Annotated in this window: 15 protein-coding genes; 5 read left to right on the top strand and 10 right to left on the bottom strand. The window is 70.4% G+C overall.

Going from position 1 to position 14,158, the window contains the following annotated elements; all coding sequences use genetic code 11:
• Window positions 1-56: 56 nt before the first annotated feature.
• A complete protein-coding gene (locus tag IE206_RS02525; protein ID WP_189960154.1) occupies window positions 57-887 on the top strand; it encodes a helix-turn-helix transcriptional regulator in 831 nt (276 codons plus the stop codon).
• Window positions 888-1,175: 288 nt separating this feature from the next.
• Complete coding sequence (locus IE206_RS02520) at window positions 1,176-2,399, top strand: cutinase family protein (protein WP_189960152.1); 1,224 nt, start codon at window positions 1,176-1,178, stop codon at window positions 2,397-2,399.
• A 27-nt stretch (window positions 2,400-2,426) separates the two neighbouring features.
• Here the strand turns inward: IE206_RS02520 and IE206_RS02515 are convergent, their stop codons facing one another.
• Window positions 2,427-2,858, bottom strand: a complete 432-nt coding sequence (locus IE206_RS02515; protein ID WP_189960756.1) for a nuclear transport factor 2 family protein — start codon at window positions 2,856-2,858, stop codon at window positions 2,427-2,429.
• A 106-nt stretch (window positions 2,859-2,964) separates the two neighbouring features.
• Between IE206_RS02515 and IE206_RS02510 the strand changes: the two genes are divergently transcribed.
• Both IE206_RS02510 and nadE read left to right on the top strand, forming a co-directional pair.
• Entirely contained in the window at window positions 2,965-3,534 is a 570-nt protein-coding gene (locus IE206_RS02510; protein ID WP_189960150.1) for a PadR family transcriptional regulator, read from the top strand.
• A 105-nt stretch (window positions 3,535-3,639) separates the two neighbouring features.
• Window positions 3,640-4,470 (top strand): NAD(+) synthase, encoded by an 831-nt coding sequence (nadE, locus tag IE206_RS02505; protein WP_308433903.1) that lies wholly within the window; start codon window positions 3,640-3,642, stop codon window positions 4,468-4,470.
• 8 nt (window positions 4,471-4,478) lie between these two features.
• Here the strand turns inward: nadE and IE206_RS02500 are convergent, their stop codons facing one another.
• The 3 genes from IE206_RS02500 to IE206_RS02490 all read right to left on the bottom strand — a co-directional run bounded on the left by IE206_RS02500 (window position 4,479) and on the right by IE206_RS02490 (window position 7,151).
• Window positions 4,479-4,769 (bottom strand): hypothetical protein, encoded by a 291-nt coding sequence (locus IE206_RS02500; protein WP_189960148.1) that lies wholly within the window; start codon window positions 4,767-4,769, stop codon window positions 4,479-4,481.
• 95 nt (window positions 4,770-4,864) lie between these two features.
• On the bottom strand, window positions 4,865-6,196 hold the full coding sequence (locus IE206_RS02495; RefSeq protein ID WP_189960146.1) for an efflux RND transporter periplasmic adaptor subunit: 1,332 nt from the start codon (window positions 6,194-6,196) through the stop codon (window positions 4,865-4,867).
• A 298-nt stretch (window positions 6,197-6,494) separates the two neighbouring features.
• Window positions 6,495-7,151: a hypothetical protein gene (locus IE206_RS02490; protein WP_189960144.1), complete on the bottom strand. Its 657-nt coding sequence runs from the start codon at window positions 7,149-7,151 to the stop codon at window positions 6,495-6,497.
• A gap of 212 nt (window positions 7,152-7,363) precedes the next feature.
• Between IE206_RS02490 and IE206_RS02485 the strand changes: the two genes are divergently transcribed.
• Window positions 7,364-8,215 carry an arylamine N-acetyltransferase family protein gene (locus IE206_RS02485; RefSeq protein WP_189960142.1) on the top strand — a complete coding sequence of 284 codons (852 nt, stop codon included), beginning with the start codon at window positions 7,364-7,366 and terminating at the stop codon, window positions 8,213-8,215.
• A 61-nt stretch (window positions 8,216-8,276) separates the two neighbouring features.
• Here IE206_RS02485 and IE206_RS02480 read toward each other — a convergent pair whose 3' ends face one another.
• The 6 genes from IE206_RS02480 to IE206_RS02455 form a co-directional block, all read right to left on the bottom strand.
• Window positions 8,277-8,924, bottom strand: coding sequence for a DUF1707 SHOCT-like domain-containing protein (locus IE206_RS02480; protein WP_189960140.1), 648 nt, complete (start codon window positions 8,922-8,924; stop codon window positions 8,277-8,279).
• A 134-nt stretch (window positions 8,925-9,058) separates the two neighbouring features.
• Complete coding sequence (locus tag IE206_RS02475) at window positions 9,059-9,823, bottom strand: SDR family NAD(P)-dependent oxidoreductase (RefSeq protein WP_189960138.1); 765 nt, start codon at window positions 9,821-9,823, stop codon at window positions 9,059-9,061.
• Window positions 9,820-10,827, bottom strand: coding sequence for an ornithine carbamoyltransferase (locus IE206_RS02470; protein WP_264197738.1), 1,008 nt, complete (start codon window positions 10,825-10,827; stop codon window positions 9,820-9,822). Before IE206_RS02470 ends, IE206_RS02475 begins: the two co-directional genes overlap by 4 nt.
• A gap of 4 nt (window positions 10,828-10,831) precedes the next feature.
• A complete protein-coding gene (locus IE206_RS02465) occupies window positions 10,832-12,205 on the bottom strand; it encodes an APC family permease (RefSeq protein WP_189960134.1) in 1,374 nt (457 codons plus the stop codon).
• Window positions 12,145-13,038 (bottom strand): HalD/BesD family halogenase, encoded by an 894-nt coding sequence (locus IE206_RS02460; protein ID WP_189960132.1) that lies wholly within the window; start codon window positions 13,036-13,038, stop codon window positions 12,145-12,147. The genes IE206_RS02465 and IE206_RS02460 overlap by 61 nt, the downstream gene beginning before the upstream one ends.
• A 429-nt stretch (window positions 13,039-13,467) precedes the next feature.
• Window positions 13,468-14,124, bottom strand: coding sequence for a maleylpyruvate isomerase N-terminal domain-containing protein (locus tag IE206_RS02455; protein WP_189960130.1), 657 nt, complete (start codon window positions 14,122-14,124; stop codon window positions 13,468-13,470).
• Between the last annotated feature and the right edge of the window lie 34 nt (window positions 14,125-14,158).

The raw sequence follows: 14,158 nt of genomic DNA, 5'->3' as shown, positions 1-14,158 counted from the left end.
TTCCTGGGACTGTCAGTACCAGGACGATCCCCGGCCGGGCGGTGCACAGTGGGGGCATGGCGAGCACGGAGTTCGGACGGATGGTGCGGCACTTTCGCGACCGGGTCTCGCCGGAGGCGGCGGGGCTGCCCTCGGGCGGTCACCGGCGCGCCGCCGGGCTGCGCCGCGAGGAGCTGGCGATGCTCGTCGGGATCTCCGTCGACTACGTGACCCGGCTCGAACAGGGCCGCGCGGCCAACCCGTCGGAGCAGGTCGTCGAGGCACTCGGCCGGGCGCTGCGGCTGTCCGCCGCCGAACGCGAGCACCTCTTCCACGCCGCCGGACTCGTGCCGCCGGGCCAGGGCACCGTGCCCGCCTACATCACGCCGAGCGTGCACCGCATGCTCGACCGCCTCAGCGGCACGCCCGTCGCGGTCTCCGACGCGTCATGGACGCTGCTGCTCGCCAACCCGCTGTACACGGCGCTGATGGGGGAGCGGCACGGGCGCGACCGCAACGGCGCGTGGCGCGCCTTCACGGGCTCGCACGGCCGCGTCCGGCACACCACACAGTCCCGGATCGCCCTGGAGAGCGCGGTCGTCGCCGACCTGCGCGCGGCGGTCCGGCGCTATCCCGCCGACCAGCGGCTGCGGCAGCTGGTCGCCGACCTGCGCGCCACCAGTGACCGCTTCACCGAGTTGTGGGACGCCGGGACGGTGGGCCACCACGAGGCGTCCCGCAAGACCATCGACCACCCCCAGGTGGGCCCCGTGACCCTGGACTGCGACGTGCTCTTCGTCGCGGGAAGCGACCTGCGCATCATGATCTACACGGCCGAACCCGGCAGCCAGGACGCCGAACGCCTCGAACTCCTCGCGGTCCTGGGCACCCAGACGCTCGTCGGGTAGGCGCCACCCGAGCGGCCCGTCGGCGAGTTCGCGTCGACGTTCCCGGCAGCGAGGGCGATCACCATGGCGCGATCCGCGCAGGCGGCCGGGGAGGCCTCTGTACACCTTTCTGCGTACGTACAGGTTCAGCCGTGGCCGGATCGTACGGTCAGGGCCTTGCGGGGCTCAACCGGCGGCGTTGCACTGTGAGTTCACCGATGCTGCGGGGGATCAGTGGGGACCCTCGGCTGCGCAGGACGGAGGGGGACCCGGATGACGACCGCGCCCGTGACCGCAGAGGGCAGAGGGATGAGACGGCAGGTCTGGGTGCTCACCCTCGCCGTCCTGTCCGCCTTCGTGCTGGCCCTGAACCTCGGCAACGCCACGGCGGCGCACGCCGAGTACCCGGGCCCCAACCCGCCCCAGGCACCGGCCGACTGCAACAGACCCTGGGTGATCCTCTCGGCGTACGGAACCTCGGAGTCCACGGACGACGGCCACCCGTACGGCACCGTGGGCGTCAACGACACCTACATCCGGGCACTCGAGGACGCGCTGTCCGGTGCCGGCGTTCCCGCCAGTGACATCACCGTACGCGACCTGTACTACCCGGCGTCCGCCGTGGACTGGCCGTCCTGGCTGCCCGGCAACTGGGGCCCCGACGACTACTGGACCTCGATGGGCAAGGGCCGGGACAGGCTCGTCCAGGAGGTCGGCTTCTACGCCTCGTGCCCGAACCGGCCGACACTGATCCTGCTCGGCTACTCGCAGGGCGCGCAGGTCATCAAGAACGCCATCGCGCAGGGCGCGATCCAGGGCAACCAGCGCAACTCCGACGAGATCGGCGCCGTCGTCAACGTCGGCGACGCCTCCCGCAGCAATGCCCAGATCGGCATGGAACAGGACGGCCAGATGGTCACCCTGAACCCCGACTACACGGACGGCACCGCGTCCGTCTCGCGCGGCGGGCTCATGCAACGCCTCGACGTTCCGGGGGTGTTCGCCGGGTTCATCGGCGACGGACGCTACTTCGACGTGTGCCGCACCGACGACCTGGTCTGCAACGAACAGGCGGTGCCGGGCTCCGACGAGTGGAAGAACCGCTGGCTGCAGGACTTCGCCGACAGCGCGATCGGCGACAACGCCCCGCACGTGATGTACCGGGACAACGGGAACACGCAGAGCCCCGGCGACAAGGCCAACGCCGATCGCGTGGCGGCCCGCACCGCCCAGCGGGCGGTCACCGCGGCGGTGGCCCAGCGCAACGTGGTGCACCCGCCGCCGGACACACCGGAGCAGGTGTGGGCCACCAATGTCAACGTGCGTGCCACACCGTCGACTTCGGCCCGCATCGTCACCGTGATCCCGGCGCCGACCACCGTGTACGTGAAGTGCCAGAAGCACGCGGAGTCGGTGACCTACGGCGGGATCACCAACGACGCCTGGTCCTACCTTCCGCAGCAGCAGGGCTGGATCAGCAACATCTTCCTGAAGGGCCCGGCATGGATGCCGGGGGTACCCGAGTGCCCGTGACCTTCTCGCGGAAGGCGGTACCGGCGCCTATTGCCCGGCGGGCGCCGGTACGAGGCCGTCGGCGACCAGGCCGGCCAGTACCGCCTGGCCCAGGGTGTGCACGGCGGACTGAGGGCGGACCATCACGGTGAACTCCTTGATGCGGCCCTCCTCGTCGAACTGGAGCAGGTCGATGCCGTGGACCTGCTTGCCGTCCACGGTGGCCCGGAACGGCAGGACCACCGACGGGGCCTCTTCGCCGTCGGCGCTGGTCTCCGCCGTGCCCTCGAAGTGCCCGATGTAGCGCAGGTCCTCGAAGGTGCGCATCAGGACCCCGAAGAGCCCGAGCACCATCGCCTTGCCCTCGAAGGGGACGAACTTCACCGGGCTGTAGAGCCGGACGTCCTCGGTGAACAGGTCGTCCAGCACCGTGAGATCGCGCTTCTCCACGGCCGCGCGGAAGCGTTCGGCGGTCTGCATGTCCATGATTGGTATCTCCATGCCCTCTCTCGATACTCAACAATCTGACTAATCAGATTGTTGAGTATGATGCAGCGACGGACGAGGAAAGGGAAGGGGCGCTCCGATGGCCTTGCGACATGCCGTCCTCGCGGCGCTGCTGGACGGCGAGTACAGCGGCTACCAGCTGGCCAAGGCGTTCGACATCGGCGTCGCGAACTTCTGGCACGCCCTTCCCCAGCAGCTGTACGCCGAGCTCGCCAAACTGGAGAAGGACGGGCTCGTCGCGGGGCGCCAGGTGGTCCAGGAGACCCGGCCCAACAAGCGCCTCTTCCGGGTCACCGCCGCCGGCCGCGCCGAGCTGGAGAACTTCGCGGCAGCCGCCTCGAAGCCGTCGTTCATCCGAGACGACCTGCTCGTCAAGGTCCAGACCGCCGACCGCATCGGCACCGCATCGGTGATCGAACAGCTCGAAGAGCGGGCCTCGGCCGCCGACGCCAAGATCGAACTGCTCGGCGCGCTGCTGCGGCAGCTGAGGGGCGATGCGGACGAGGAGGAGTTCCTGCTGGACGGCGAGCGCATCGGCCCGTATCTGACGTGCCTGCGCGGTCTGGCCTTCGAGGGGGAGCACCGCGACTGGTGCAGGCGGATCGCGGCCGTCCTGAAGGAGCGGCTGGCGATCAGGGCCGAGCGGTGAGTACGTACGCGGCCGACAACCGCGCCCGACCTGCCGGAGCGCGGCTTGGTTAGGGTGGGTGCCGCAGCACTTCATGAGCATGATGAACCGGAACAAGGAGCAGACGTGAGCGAGCCGGCGTCCATCGCCCTGCAGCAGGAGATCGCCCGGGAGCTGGAGGTCGCCGAGACCTTCGACGCCGAGCGGGAGATCGAGCGCCGGGTGGCCTTCCTCGCCGAACGGCTGACCGCCACCGGTCTGCGCTCCCTCGTCCTCGGCATCAGCGGAGGTGTCGACTCCACCACGGCGGGCCGGCTGTGCCAGCTCGCCGTCGAGCGGGCCAGGGCCGCCGGGCACGAGGCCCGCTTCTACGCGATGCGGCTGCCCTACGGCGTCCAGGCCGACGAGCACGACGCCCAGGTCGCGCTCTCCTTCATCCAGGCCGACCACGTCCTGACCGTGGACATCAAGCCGGCCAGCGACGCCGCGCTCCAGGCGTCGCTGACCGCCGGTGTCGGCTTCCGCGACGAGGCCCACCAGGACTTCGTGCACGGCAACATCAAGGCCCGCCAGCGCATGATCGCCCAGTACGCGGTGGCCGGTGCGCACGGCGGCCTGGTCGTCGGCACCGACCACGCCGCCGAGGCGGTCTCCGGCTTCTTCACCAAGTTCGGCGACGGCGCCGCCGACCTGGTCCCGCTGACCGGCCTGACCAAGCGCCGGGTGCGCGCCGTCGCGGACGCCCTGGGCGCACCTGCCGAACTGGTGTGGAAGACCCCGACCGCCGACCTGGAAACCCTCGACCCGGGCAAGGCCGACGAGGACGCGCTCGGCGTCACGTACGACGACATCGACGACTTCCTGGAGGGCAAGCCGGTCGACGAGCGGGCCTTCGAGACGATCGTCGACCGCTACCGCCTCACCGACCACAAGCGCCGGCTGCCGATCGCCCCCTGACCGGTGTCCTACTGAAGGTGGTGCTGCTCCACCAGTACGCCGGCGATGAAGGCCAGCGCCGCCACGATGCCGACGGCCAGGAGCAGGGTCAGCCAGGGCAGTTCACGCCACGGCACGGCGGGGCGCTCCTTCACCTCGTCCGGAGCCTGAGTCGGCTGCACGGCGGTGCCCGTCGAGGGAGCCGCCGCGCTCTCTTCCCCGGCCGCGGGCTGCACCGCGGTGAGGGCGGGCGAGGCGGCTGTCACCGGCTCGGGGTCCTGGCCGCCGGTCTTGGTGAACGCGTCACCGTCTCGGACCATGTCTTGGGTACTCCCTTGTTCCTGATGTGGGTGCGATCGTGAGGCAAACGCCGCGAGCGGGCCTTGCGCGGCCCGCTCGTCGACTTGCCCTGGCCCTACGGCGCGACGGTGGTGATCCGCACCTTCTGACCCTGCGTCAGACCGCTGGTGATCTGGGTGTTGGTGTCGCTCTCGACGCCCACCGTCACCTGCGCGGAATGCGCGGTACCGTCCGCTGCGATCACGGTGACCGTGCGCTGGTTGCCGGTCCCGCTCAAGGCCGCCGTCGGCACGAACAGGGCGTCGGACGCCTCGCCCGCGACGATCTGGACGCTGACCCCCTGCCCGGTGTGGAGGTCCTTGGTGGGGCCCATGATGTCGAGCGTCACCGGGTACTGGGCGGCGGCGCCGGTGCCACCGTTCACGGCGAGCGTGCTGACCGACAGGACCCTCGCGTTGAGCACGGTGGTGGACTGGGCGGTCAGGGTGACCGTCGCCGCCTGGCCGGGCTTCAGCCGGAGCGCGTCGGCCTCCGAGACGTTGGCCTTCACCTGCATCCCGGTGGGGTTGGTGAGGACGATGAAACCGCTCGGCGCGGCCGGCGTGCCGCCCGCCGCGGCGCCGCCCGGGGTGCCGGGAGCCGGCGGAGTACCCGGAACGGCGCCCGCCCCCGAGGTGTACGTCGTGCCGATCACCGTCTGTCCGACCGTGGCGCCCACCGAGGCGACCGTGCCGTCGACCGGAGCGGTCAGCACAGTCCCGTCGAGCGTGCGCTGGGCGGTGTCGAGCGCGGTCTGCGCCTGGGACACCTGCGCCTGGGCCTGGACGAGCAGGTTGGGGTCCACGGAGGGGTTCGCGATCGGGACCGCGTAGGAGACGTTGTGGACCGACAGATCGCCGAGCCCGCCGATCGGCCCGGGGGAAGTGGAAGCCGAAGCGCTCGGGGACGGTGAGGGCTTCCCGCTGGGGGAGGGCGAAGAGCTGGGGGGCGGCGACGCGGAGTGGCTCGGACCCCCCGACGGGTTGGGGCCGCTACTGGCCGACGGGCTCGACGGCTGTCCCTCCTGCACCTTGGCGAGGTTCGCCTTGGCGGCCACCAGCGACGTCTTCGCCTGGGCGAGCGCCTGGCGCGCCGCGGTGTCGTCGACCTTCGCGAGCTCCTGGCCCTTGGTGACCTTGTCACCCGGCTTGACCTCGACCTTGGTCAGCTGCCCACCGGTGGTGAAGTTGACCCCGGCATCGCTCGGCGAGGTCAGCAGGCCGGCCCCGGTGACGGTGGCCTGCACTTTGCCCGTGGAGACGGCGGCCGTCCGGGTGTCCGTGTGCTTGGCCGAGGAACTGTCGGAGCTCACCACCACCGCGTAAGCGCCGCCCACGGCCGCGACGAGCACTACACCGAGCGCCGAATTCAACAGGACGGCTTTATGCAGCCGCGGAAGGACCTTCATGTCCCGGAGCCTGTCAACCGCTCCGCTCCTGCGCCATGACCCCTCGGCCAAGCTTCCGGACCAGGCGGTTTGATAAACGATCATGGGTGGCTGGCCGCTCGGGCACATCGGGCCGGTCACGGAGTGTGGTCACATACGCCTCACCTTTCAGAGTGCCTTACTGGGCTCCCAAATCGAAGGAATTCAGCTACGCATTGTCGTCAACACCCCTTGGCAGCAAGGGAATTGAGGTGCACGCTGAACGTGCGAGCCCCGGTCGCGCCGGGCTTCCCCTCCCTGGTGTGGCCGGCTCGCTCCGTCAACGACGCCACGGCCGCCGCTCCAGGACGGGATCGCGGACGGTCAGCACGGCGGTGGTGGCCAGCAGGCCCACGCCCGCGAGCTGGAACCCCGCCGCCCACCACCACATCAGGTCGCTCTTGGCCGCGAGGACCGGGGCGACGACGCCGCCCGGCGCGTAGACGACCGTGCGGTGCGCACCGTTGGGGGCCGGGCAGGGCCCGGTGCGGGGGAGCCGCTCGGTGTTGCCGTCCGGCAGACCGACCCAGCACTGCTTGTACTTCATGCCGTGCGAGCCCGTCTCCGTGGAGGCGTACGCGATGGTGGCCGTGCCCTGCTCACCGGCGAGGGCCAGGAAGGCGTCCGGGGCGTGCGCCCCGCCGACCACCATCAGGGCGCCGCCGACCCAGTAGGTCACCCTGGCCCAGCGCGGTATCGCCCGGCTGCCGAAGACGATCCGGCGCAGCACCCACGCGTAGAGCGTGATCAGAACGATGAGGCCGAAAACGACCCCCACACCGAAATCGAGCAGCGCCGGGCCGAGCGTGCTCACCAGGGCCACGACGATGATCAGGGCCCACGCCACGGCCATGCCGCGCGGGCCGAGCCCGCGGATCGCCGCGGCCGGCTGCTCGCGGCCGGCTCTCTTCCCGCCACTCCTGTTTCCGCCGCCCATAGCCCCGCCCCTTCACGAAGTGGCCGGAAGTCTCGCATACGCTCCTGTGACCGCATCAGGCCCGGCCCGTGTGATGCGTCCAGGGTGCCCAGGGCCACAGGACCAGGACCAAGGACCGGGGGCCGGGACGGAATAGCTCCGCGAGGAAGATCGCTTGAAATGGCATACGTGACCGGCCCATTGACGTGACGACACACAAGGAGACGCTTCCCATGTGGAACGGCGACGCCCTCGATCTCGATGCCTATCTGGCACACCTCGGCCACGAAGGGGACCGCACCCCCACCCTGGCGACGCTGCGCGCGCTGCACCGGGCCCATGTGCTCTCCGTACGCTGGGAGAACCTGGAGGCCGTGCTCCGCAAGAGCCGCCCGCTCGATGTCCCCTCCGTCCAGGCCAAGATGATCGGCAACCCGCGCGGCGGCACCTGCTTCGAGCACGTCACCCTGTACGCGGCGGCCCTGGAACGCCTCGGCTTCGAGTTCTTCGTCGTCCTGGGCCGAGTGGAGATGGGTTCGGGGAAGATCAGACCCGAGTCGCACGCCATGGCGATCGTCGAGCTGGACGGCAAGCGCTGGCTGAGCGACGTCGGGTTCGGAACCAGCCCGCTCGAACTCATCGAGCTGACCGACGCGACGGATGTGTCGGACGGGGTGTGGGAGTACCGGCTGCGGCGCCAGGAGGTCTCGCCGGGCGAAGAGGGGTGGGCGCTCTACCAGCCCGCGGGCGGGCGCGAGGGGGTCGAGACGACCAGCGACGGATGGATGGTCCGGCACACGTTCACCCTGCACCGGCAGTACCCCGTCGACCTCATGGTCGCCAACCACTTCGGCGCCTCCAGCCCCCACTCGGCCTTCAGTGACCGTGTCTTCCTGCAGCGCCTGCACCCCGACCGGGTGCACCTCCTGGACAACCGTCAACTGACCACGGTCAGGCCGGGGGTGCCGGGCCCGCCGGAGACCCGGGAGCTGGAGCCGAACGAGGTGCCCAAGGTCCTCACCGACATCTTCGGCATCGAGCTGTCGGCCGAGGACATCGAGCTCCTGCTGCCCAAGCTGACCTGAACTCTCACGAAGCGGGGCCGGGTCCGAGGGCGGCGACCGCGCCGCCCTCGGGTGCTGTGCTTCAACGACCGCTTTGCCGCGCCGGTTTGCGGAGCAGCCACTGGCCGAAGGTCCGCCGTGGAGTCCGGACCTTGATCCGGCCGTAGGCGAAGCGGCCGGTCAGCTCCACTCGCAGGGTGTGATCGGCCCCGGGATCCACGGTCCCGGGGGTCCTGCCGTGGCAGAAGCTCATCGACAGGGACTCGGTGTTCACCACGATGCCCGGCCCGGTCACCAGAAGGAGCGTTCCGCCGCGCATGTTCATGTCGATGCGCAGGGTGTCCTGGGTGATCACGGCCTCGGTGAAGTCGAGCGTCACATCGCACCAGGACGGCCTCAGCTCGATCCGCCGGGGCACCACCCATCGGCCCTCGCGACGGACCGAACCGGCCTGCTGGTCGATCCGGACGACATCCTTCACCTCCACCGCGGCACTGCCGGAAGCCGCCGTCGACGGCAGATCGGCCGTGAGTCCGGCCAGCTCGTCGAGGGTGCGCGCGGTCAGGGCGACTTCCAGGCGCTGGTCCAGTTCGGTCGCGTCGAGGAGTCCGTCCCCGGCCGCGATGCGCAGCAGGTCCACGGTCCGGTCCCGGTCGGCGTGCGAAGCCCTGGTGGGCGGTGGCGCGCCGGGGTCGTGCGGCTGACCAGTGGGCGGCGTCTGTCCCGACATGTCCCCATCCCGATCTCGTGGGCGGCGCCTCGACGCCTGCGAATGAACTTACGTTATATCGCGTTAGGGCGGCGGCCAAGCCCGGGGACAGGTGCCGGCGAGGCCGCCGCCCGCTCGTGCGCACAGGCGGACGGCTACAGCGTGCCCCCGCCGTCCACCGTCAGGACCGCGCCGGTCACGAAGGACGACTCCTCGCCGAGCAGGAAGCTCACGGCGTCCGCGATCTCCCGCGGCTCACCGACCCGCCCCAGCGGACGGTCGGCCGCCTCCTCGTAGAACTCGGCCACCGGGCGGCCGAGTTGATGTGCCTCGCGTTCGAGCATGGAGGTCCGTACGTCGCCGGGCGCCACACAGTTGGCACGGATGCCTGCCGACGCGTGGTCCAGGGCCATGGCCTGCGTCAGCATGACCACACCCGCCTTCGCCGCACAGTAGGCGGCGGCGCGCCGACCCGCCCGCAGCCCCCAGCCCGAGGCGATGGTGACGATCGAGCCCCCGCCCGCCTTCGCCAGCTGGGGAACCGCGGTGCGGCAGGTCAGGAACACCGAGTCCAGATTGTCCTCGAAGGTGGCCCGCCAGTCGGCCGGGGTCAGCTCCGTGATGTCGCCCCGCCGGATGCTGCCCGCGACCGTACACAGTCCGTGCAGGGCGCCGAAGCGCTCCACGACGGAGGCGACCAGGGCCTCGACCTCCTCGGGCCGGGACAGGTCGCAGCCGAACGGCTCGGCCCGGCCGCCCGCCGACCGCACCTCCAGGGCGATCTCCCGGGCGGATTCGACGTCCCGGTCCGCCACGGCCAGCGCGGTGCGATGGTCGGCGAGCCGTCGGCACACGGCGGAGCCGATCCCGCCGGCGGCCCCGGTGACGAGCACCACCCGGTCCGCCTCGGGCCCGTTCATCGCGCGCCCCCCACGCCGGATGCGCCGGCAGTGTGCCCTGAAGAGCCGAGCACCATCGCGAGCAGCGCCTTCTGGGCGTGCAGCCGGTTCTCGGCCTGGTCGAAGATCAGCGAGCGGGGCCCGTCCTTGACCTCGGCGTCCATCTCCTCGCCGCGGTTGCTCGGCATGCAGTCCAGGAACGGCGCGCCCGGCGCGGCAAGCGCCATGAGCGGCTCGGTCACCCGCCACCGGTCGGCGAGCCGGGTCCGCGCCTGCCACTCGTGCTGTCCGGTCAACTGAAGGGACTTCCAGCTCTGCACGTACACCGCGTCGGCGCCCCGCACCGCCTCCTCGATGTCGTCGCAGAAGTCGAGCCGCGCCCCGGACGAGGCCGCGAGGGCGTGCGCCTCCTTGACGTACCGCTCGTCGAGGTCGAAGCCGGGCGGGTGCGCGAACGTGACGTGGTGGCCGAGCAGGGCCCCGGCAAGGAGTGAGGAGTGCAGAACGCCCGGCGTCTTCTGGCGGGATGAGTACGCCCAGGTGTAGACGATCCGCCGCTGCGGAAGGCCGTCGCCGAACCGTTCGCGCAGGGTCAGCAGATCGGCGAGGACCTGGCAGGGGTGCTCCTCGTCGTCCAGGGCGTTGATGACCGGGATGGAGGAGTGCTCGGCCATGGTGTGCAGCCGGCGGTGCCCCGCTCCGTAGTCGGCCATGTCGTACCAGCGGACCACCAGGGCGCTCAGGTAGCGGCTGAGGACTCCGGCCGTGTCCTCGATCGTCTCGTTGTTGGCGAGGCGCAGCTCTTGAGGGCCGTAGGTGTAGCTGCGTCCGCCGAGTTGGGCGGCGGCCACCTGGAAGGAGACCCGGGTCCGGGTGGACGGCACGTGGAAGAGGAGCCCCAGGTCCGTGCCGGTGAGATAGGGGTGGGTGTCCTCGCCGCGCTTCATGCGTGCGGCGAGGTCGAGCAGCGTGTGCAGCTCGTCGGCGGAGAAGTCGGTCATTCCGAGTATGTGGCGGCCGAGCAAGGCGTCACCTCTCTCGTCGGTCGTGCTCCGGATGGTGGTGGTGCGGTGCGGTGGTGGGGAGTTCGGGCGACGGGGGACGCGTGAGCGCGGTCGCCGCGTGTCGCAGCCGGGTCCGTTCGCGCCGGGCCAGCCACCACTCGGCGAGCGCCGCCGCGGTGAACATGGCCGCCACGTAGCCGATGCTGACGCCCATGAAGGGCAGCATCAGTACGGTCACGGCGGTGACCAGGTAGTTCGTCCAGCGCATCGGCCCGGTCCGTACGAGACGGATCGCGGACAGGAAGGCGAGGAGGAAGACCAGGAGGTAGGCGGCCGAGGACGCCTTGATGAGGACGGACTCGTTGGAGTCGGTCGCCTCAAGGAGGCCGAGGGTGAGGCTGTAGCCCGGGACCAGGGCGAGCACGGCCCGCGACGGCGTGCCCGTGCGGGGCGAGATCCGGCTCAGGCCGCGGGGGATGATCCCTTCGCGGGCCAGCGCGAAGACGACCCTGGACGTTCCCAGGCACCATGCGTTGGTGGTGAGCACGAGCAGCACGGCCGCCACCAGGTAGCCGATGGTGGTGTGGTCGGCGCCCGTAGCGATCCTCAACAGGCGGGTGAATCCGGTGAGTCCCTCCACCATGTTCTGGTCCGAGGGCATGGTGAGCGCCACCGTCAACGCCATGGCGAAGTAGAGGACCCCCACGACGCAGACGGCGCACAGGATGCCGCGGGGGAAGGTGCGCCCGGGGTCGCGGACCTCTTCCGCGATGGGGGCGGCGTTCTCCCATCCGATGAAGCCGAAGAAACAGATCAGCAGGCAGTCGCCGAGCACACCCCAGCCCTGCGGGGCGACCGGGTGGAGCTGGGCCGGATTCCCCTGGGGGAGTGCCAGGACGATGATGGCGCACAGCACCCCGGTGACGACCACGAGCACGGCGAGCTGCACGCGCCCGCTGACTTCGACGCCGAGCAGGTTCAGCGCGATGCAGCCGAGGATGACCGCCGCCCCGGCCGCGAGCGAGGCCCGGTTGGAGGCGCCCGGGGCCAGCGCGGCCAGGAGATAGCGGCCGGCGATCAGACCCAGTACCGGGTTGGCCAGAAGCAGTGTCATCAGGAGGTAGAGCGCGGCGACCCGGCCGGCTCGTCTGCCGAAGGCCACCTCGACGAAGTGCGCGACGCCCTTGCTCGTCGGGTGCAGCGTCGACAGCTTGGCGAAGACGAGCGCGAACGGGTAGCTGTAGACGATCAGAATGCCCCAGGCAAGGAGCGACAGCGGGCCCGCCGTGGTCCAGGCGAGCACCGGAATGACCAGGAGGCCGACACCGAGTACGGAAGTCAGGTAGTGGACGACGAGCCCGGGGACTGAGATGTGCCGCCGCAGGACGTTGGCCGCCACTGGGAACTCTCCTGTTCCGCTCCGCGGGAGGCTGTGTCCCGAGCCGCCGGGCCGCAAGCCGCGGGCCCGGAATCCGCCGGGTCCGCCCACAGCGCGTCCATGGTCTCGTGGGACAGGGGCTTGGCCAGATCACGACGCGCGGCATATCCCATGTTCACGATGAGGCGCCTGCCCCCGGTCACCGGATACACCCGGTGCAGGGTGGTGTCGGAGCGCAGGAAATAGAGATCGCCGGGCCGGAGTTCGACGGAGTGAATGGGCCGCGAAACGAAGTGCCGGTGCAACTGGGGGTTTTCCTTGTCCCACTCCGTACGCGGTACGCACTGCACGAACCCGCCCCGTTCCACCGGCGGGCAGTCGATCACCCACACGAGGGCGAAACTGTAGTCGTCCCAATGCCAGCCGTGGGTGTCGCCGCTCTGGGTGAGCTCGGTAATGACGAATTGCTCGGGAGGATAAGGGCATTCAAGAACGTCCTCTCCCGCCACGACGGCCAGGGCTTCCCTGAGTCCGGGGGAGGAATAGAGCAGCGGAAGGATCCGGCCGTACTCGGCGATCTCCGCACGGCGTACGTTGTGCATCCGGCGCGGCGTTCCGCCGGTCTCGGCGAACTCGCCGTCCCGCCGCACGGCATGGCGGCCGATCAGTGATTCCGTCTCCTCCGCGACGAGCTTCTTGACGTCGTACGGAGCGAGGAATCCGGTCTTCACGAAACCCTGGGTGAGGAATTCACGCCGGGCCCGTTGCAGACGGAGTGGGGGCACCTCGTGTACAAGGTGCTGTTCCAGCGCGTCGACCACGCTGTCGGCGCGTGCTGCACTTTCTTCGATCATGGCAATGTCCGCTCCCCGATCTTCCCCCGGCGCAGGCGCCATCAGGTTCCGGCCCGAAGGCTCGCATGCTTCCGGGGCCTTTGGTCCTTTACCAGTGAACAGGGCCGTACATGGAGTCTGCGGGCGGCAGAGGGTATTCACGCCATGCGGGGATGGCTCAGATCCCCTCGGTCGTCGGCTCGGCCGAACGGATTGCGGCCCCGCACCGTTGACATTCGCACCCCGTCTGTCGCGAAATTCCGGGCGGGACTGGGAAATTGGGCCACGAAATGCCCGGCAGGCGCCTACCCTGCACCTTTCGCCCTGCACGGCGGCGAGGCCGCGCATTCAGCGCATCCGCAGGAGAAGGTCCTGGCCGGGACCAATGCCGCGTACTTGGCGCAGTGTGAGCGTGTTGCCGGTACCGCGCGCCGTCACTCGCCCGTGGCGTCAGCCGAGTACGAACGGCAACTTCTCGGCCAGGCGGCCTAGTTCGGACTTCTCGTCATCGGTGGGGGCTCGGCGGCCGGTGCCGATCAGCAGCGCGTCCGTGTCGGTGAGCGAGGCGGGGAACGGAGCGCCGGCGATCGCCTCCAGCATCGTGCGGGATCGGGTCAGTCCTTCGGCGGGCGGCCCCGCGGCGTCCGGGAGATGAGCGATCAGGTCCAGGTGGTGCAGCGTCCATTCCAGGACGTATGCGCTGAGGTAGTCGCCCACGGTGAGGACCTGGTCCTGGGTGCCGACCCGGGCGCCGGGGTCGGCGAGTTCGGCGGCACGTCCGGCGGCGGAGCCGACGTCGTCCAGATGGAACTTGAGCAGCCCCGGTTCCTGGTAGGCGGCAGCCAGCCGGACGATCAGCGCGTCGAGCGGGTCGTCGCCGGTCGGCGTCTGCTCTCCGACGCTCCAGTAGGTCACCGCGTCGACGGTCGGTTCGCCGTCGGCGGGGGTGACGAGGGTGATCAGGACGTCCTGGGCATCGATGACGAGGTGGCACACGAGGTCCCGCACGAGCCAGCCGCCACAGCCGGACGGCTGCCCGAAGTCCTGGTCCCGGAGCCCGGCGACCGCGGCGCGCAAGGCCGCCCAGGAGTGTGAGAAGAGATCCACACCGGCAAGGTAGTGCGGTGTGGGAAGACCGGAC

It is taken from the genome of Streptomyces violascens, assembly GCF_014649955.1.
GTDB classification, from domain to species: domain Bacteria; phylum Actinomycetota; class Actinomycetes; order Streptomycetales; family Streptomycetaceae; genus Streptomyces; species Streptomyces violascens.
Note: the sequence above shows the minus strand (reverse complement) of the source record. Positions and strands in the feature narration are given on the sequence as shown.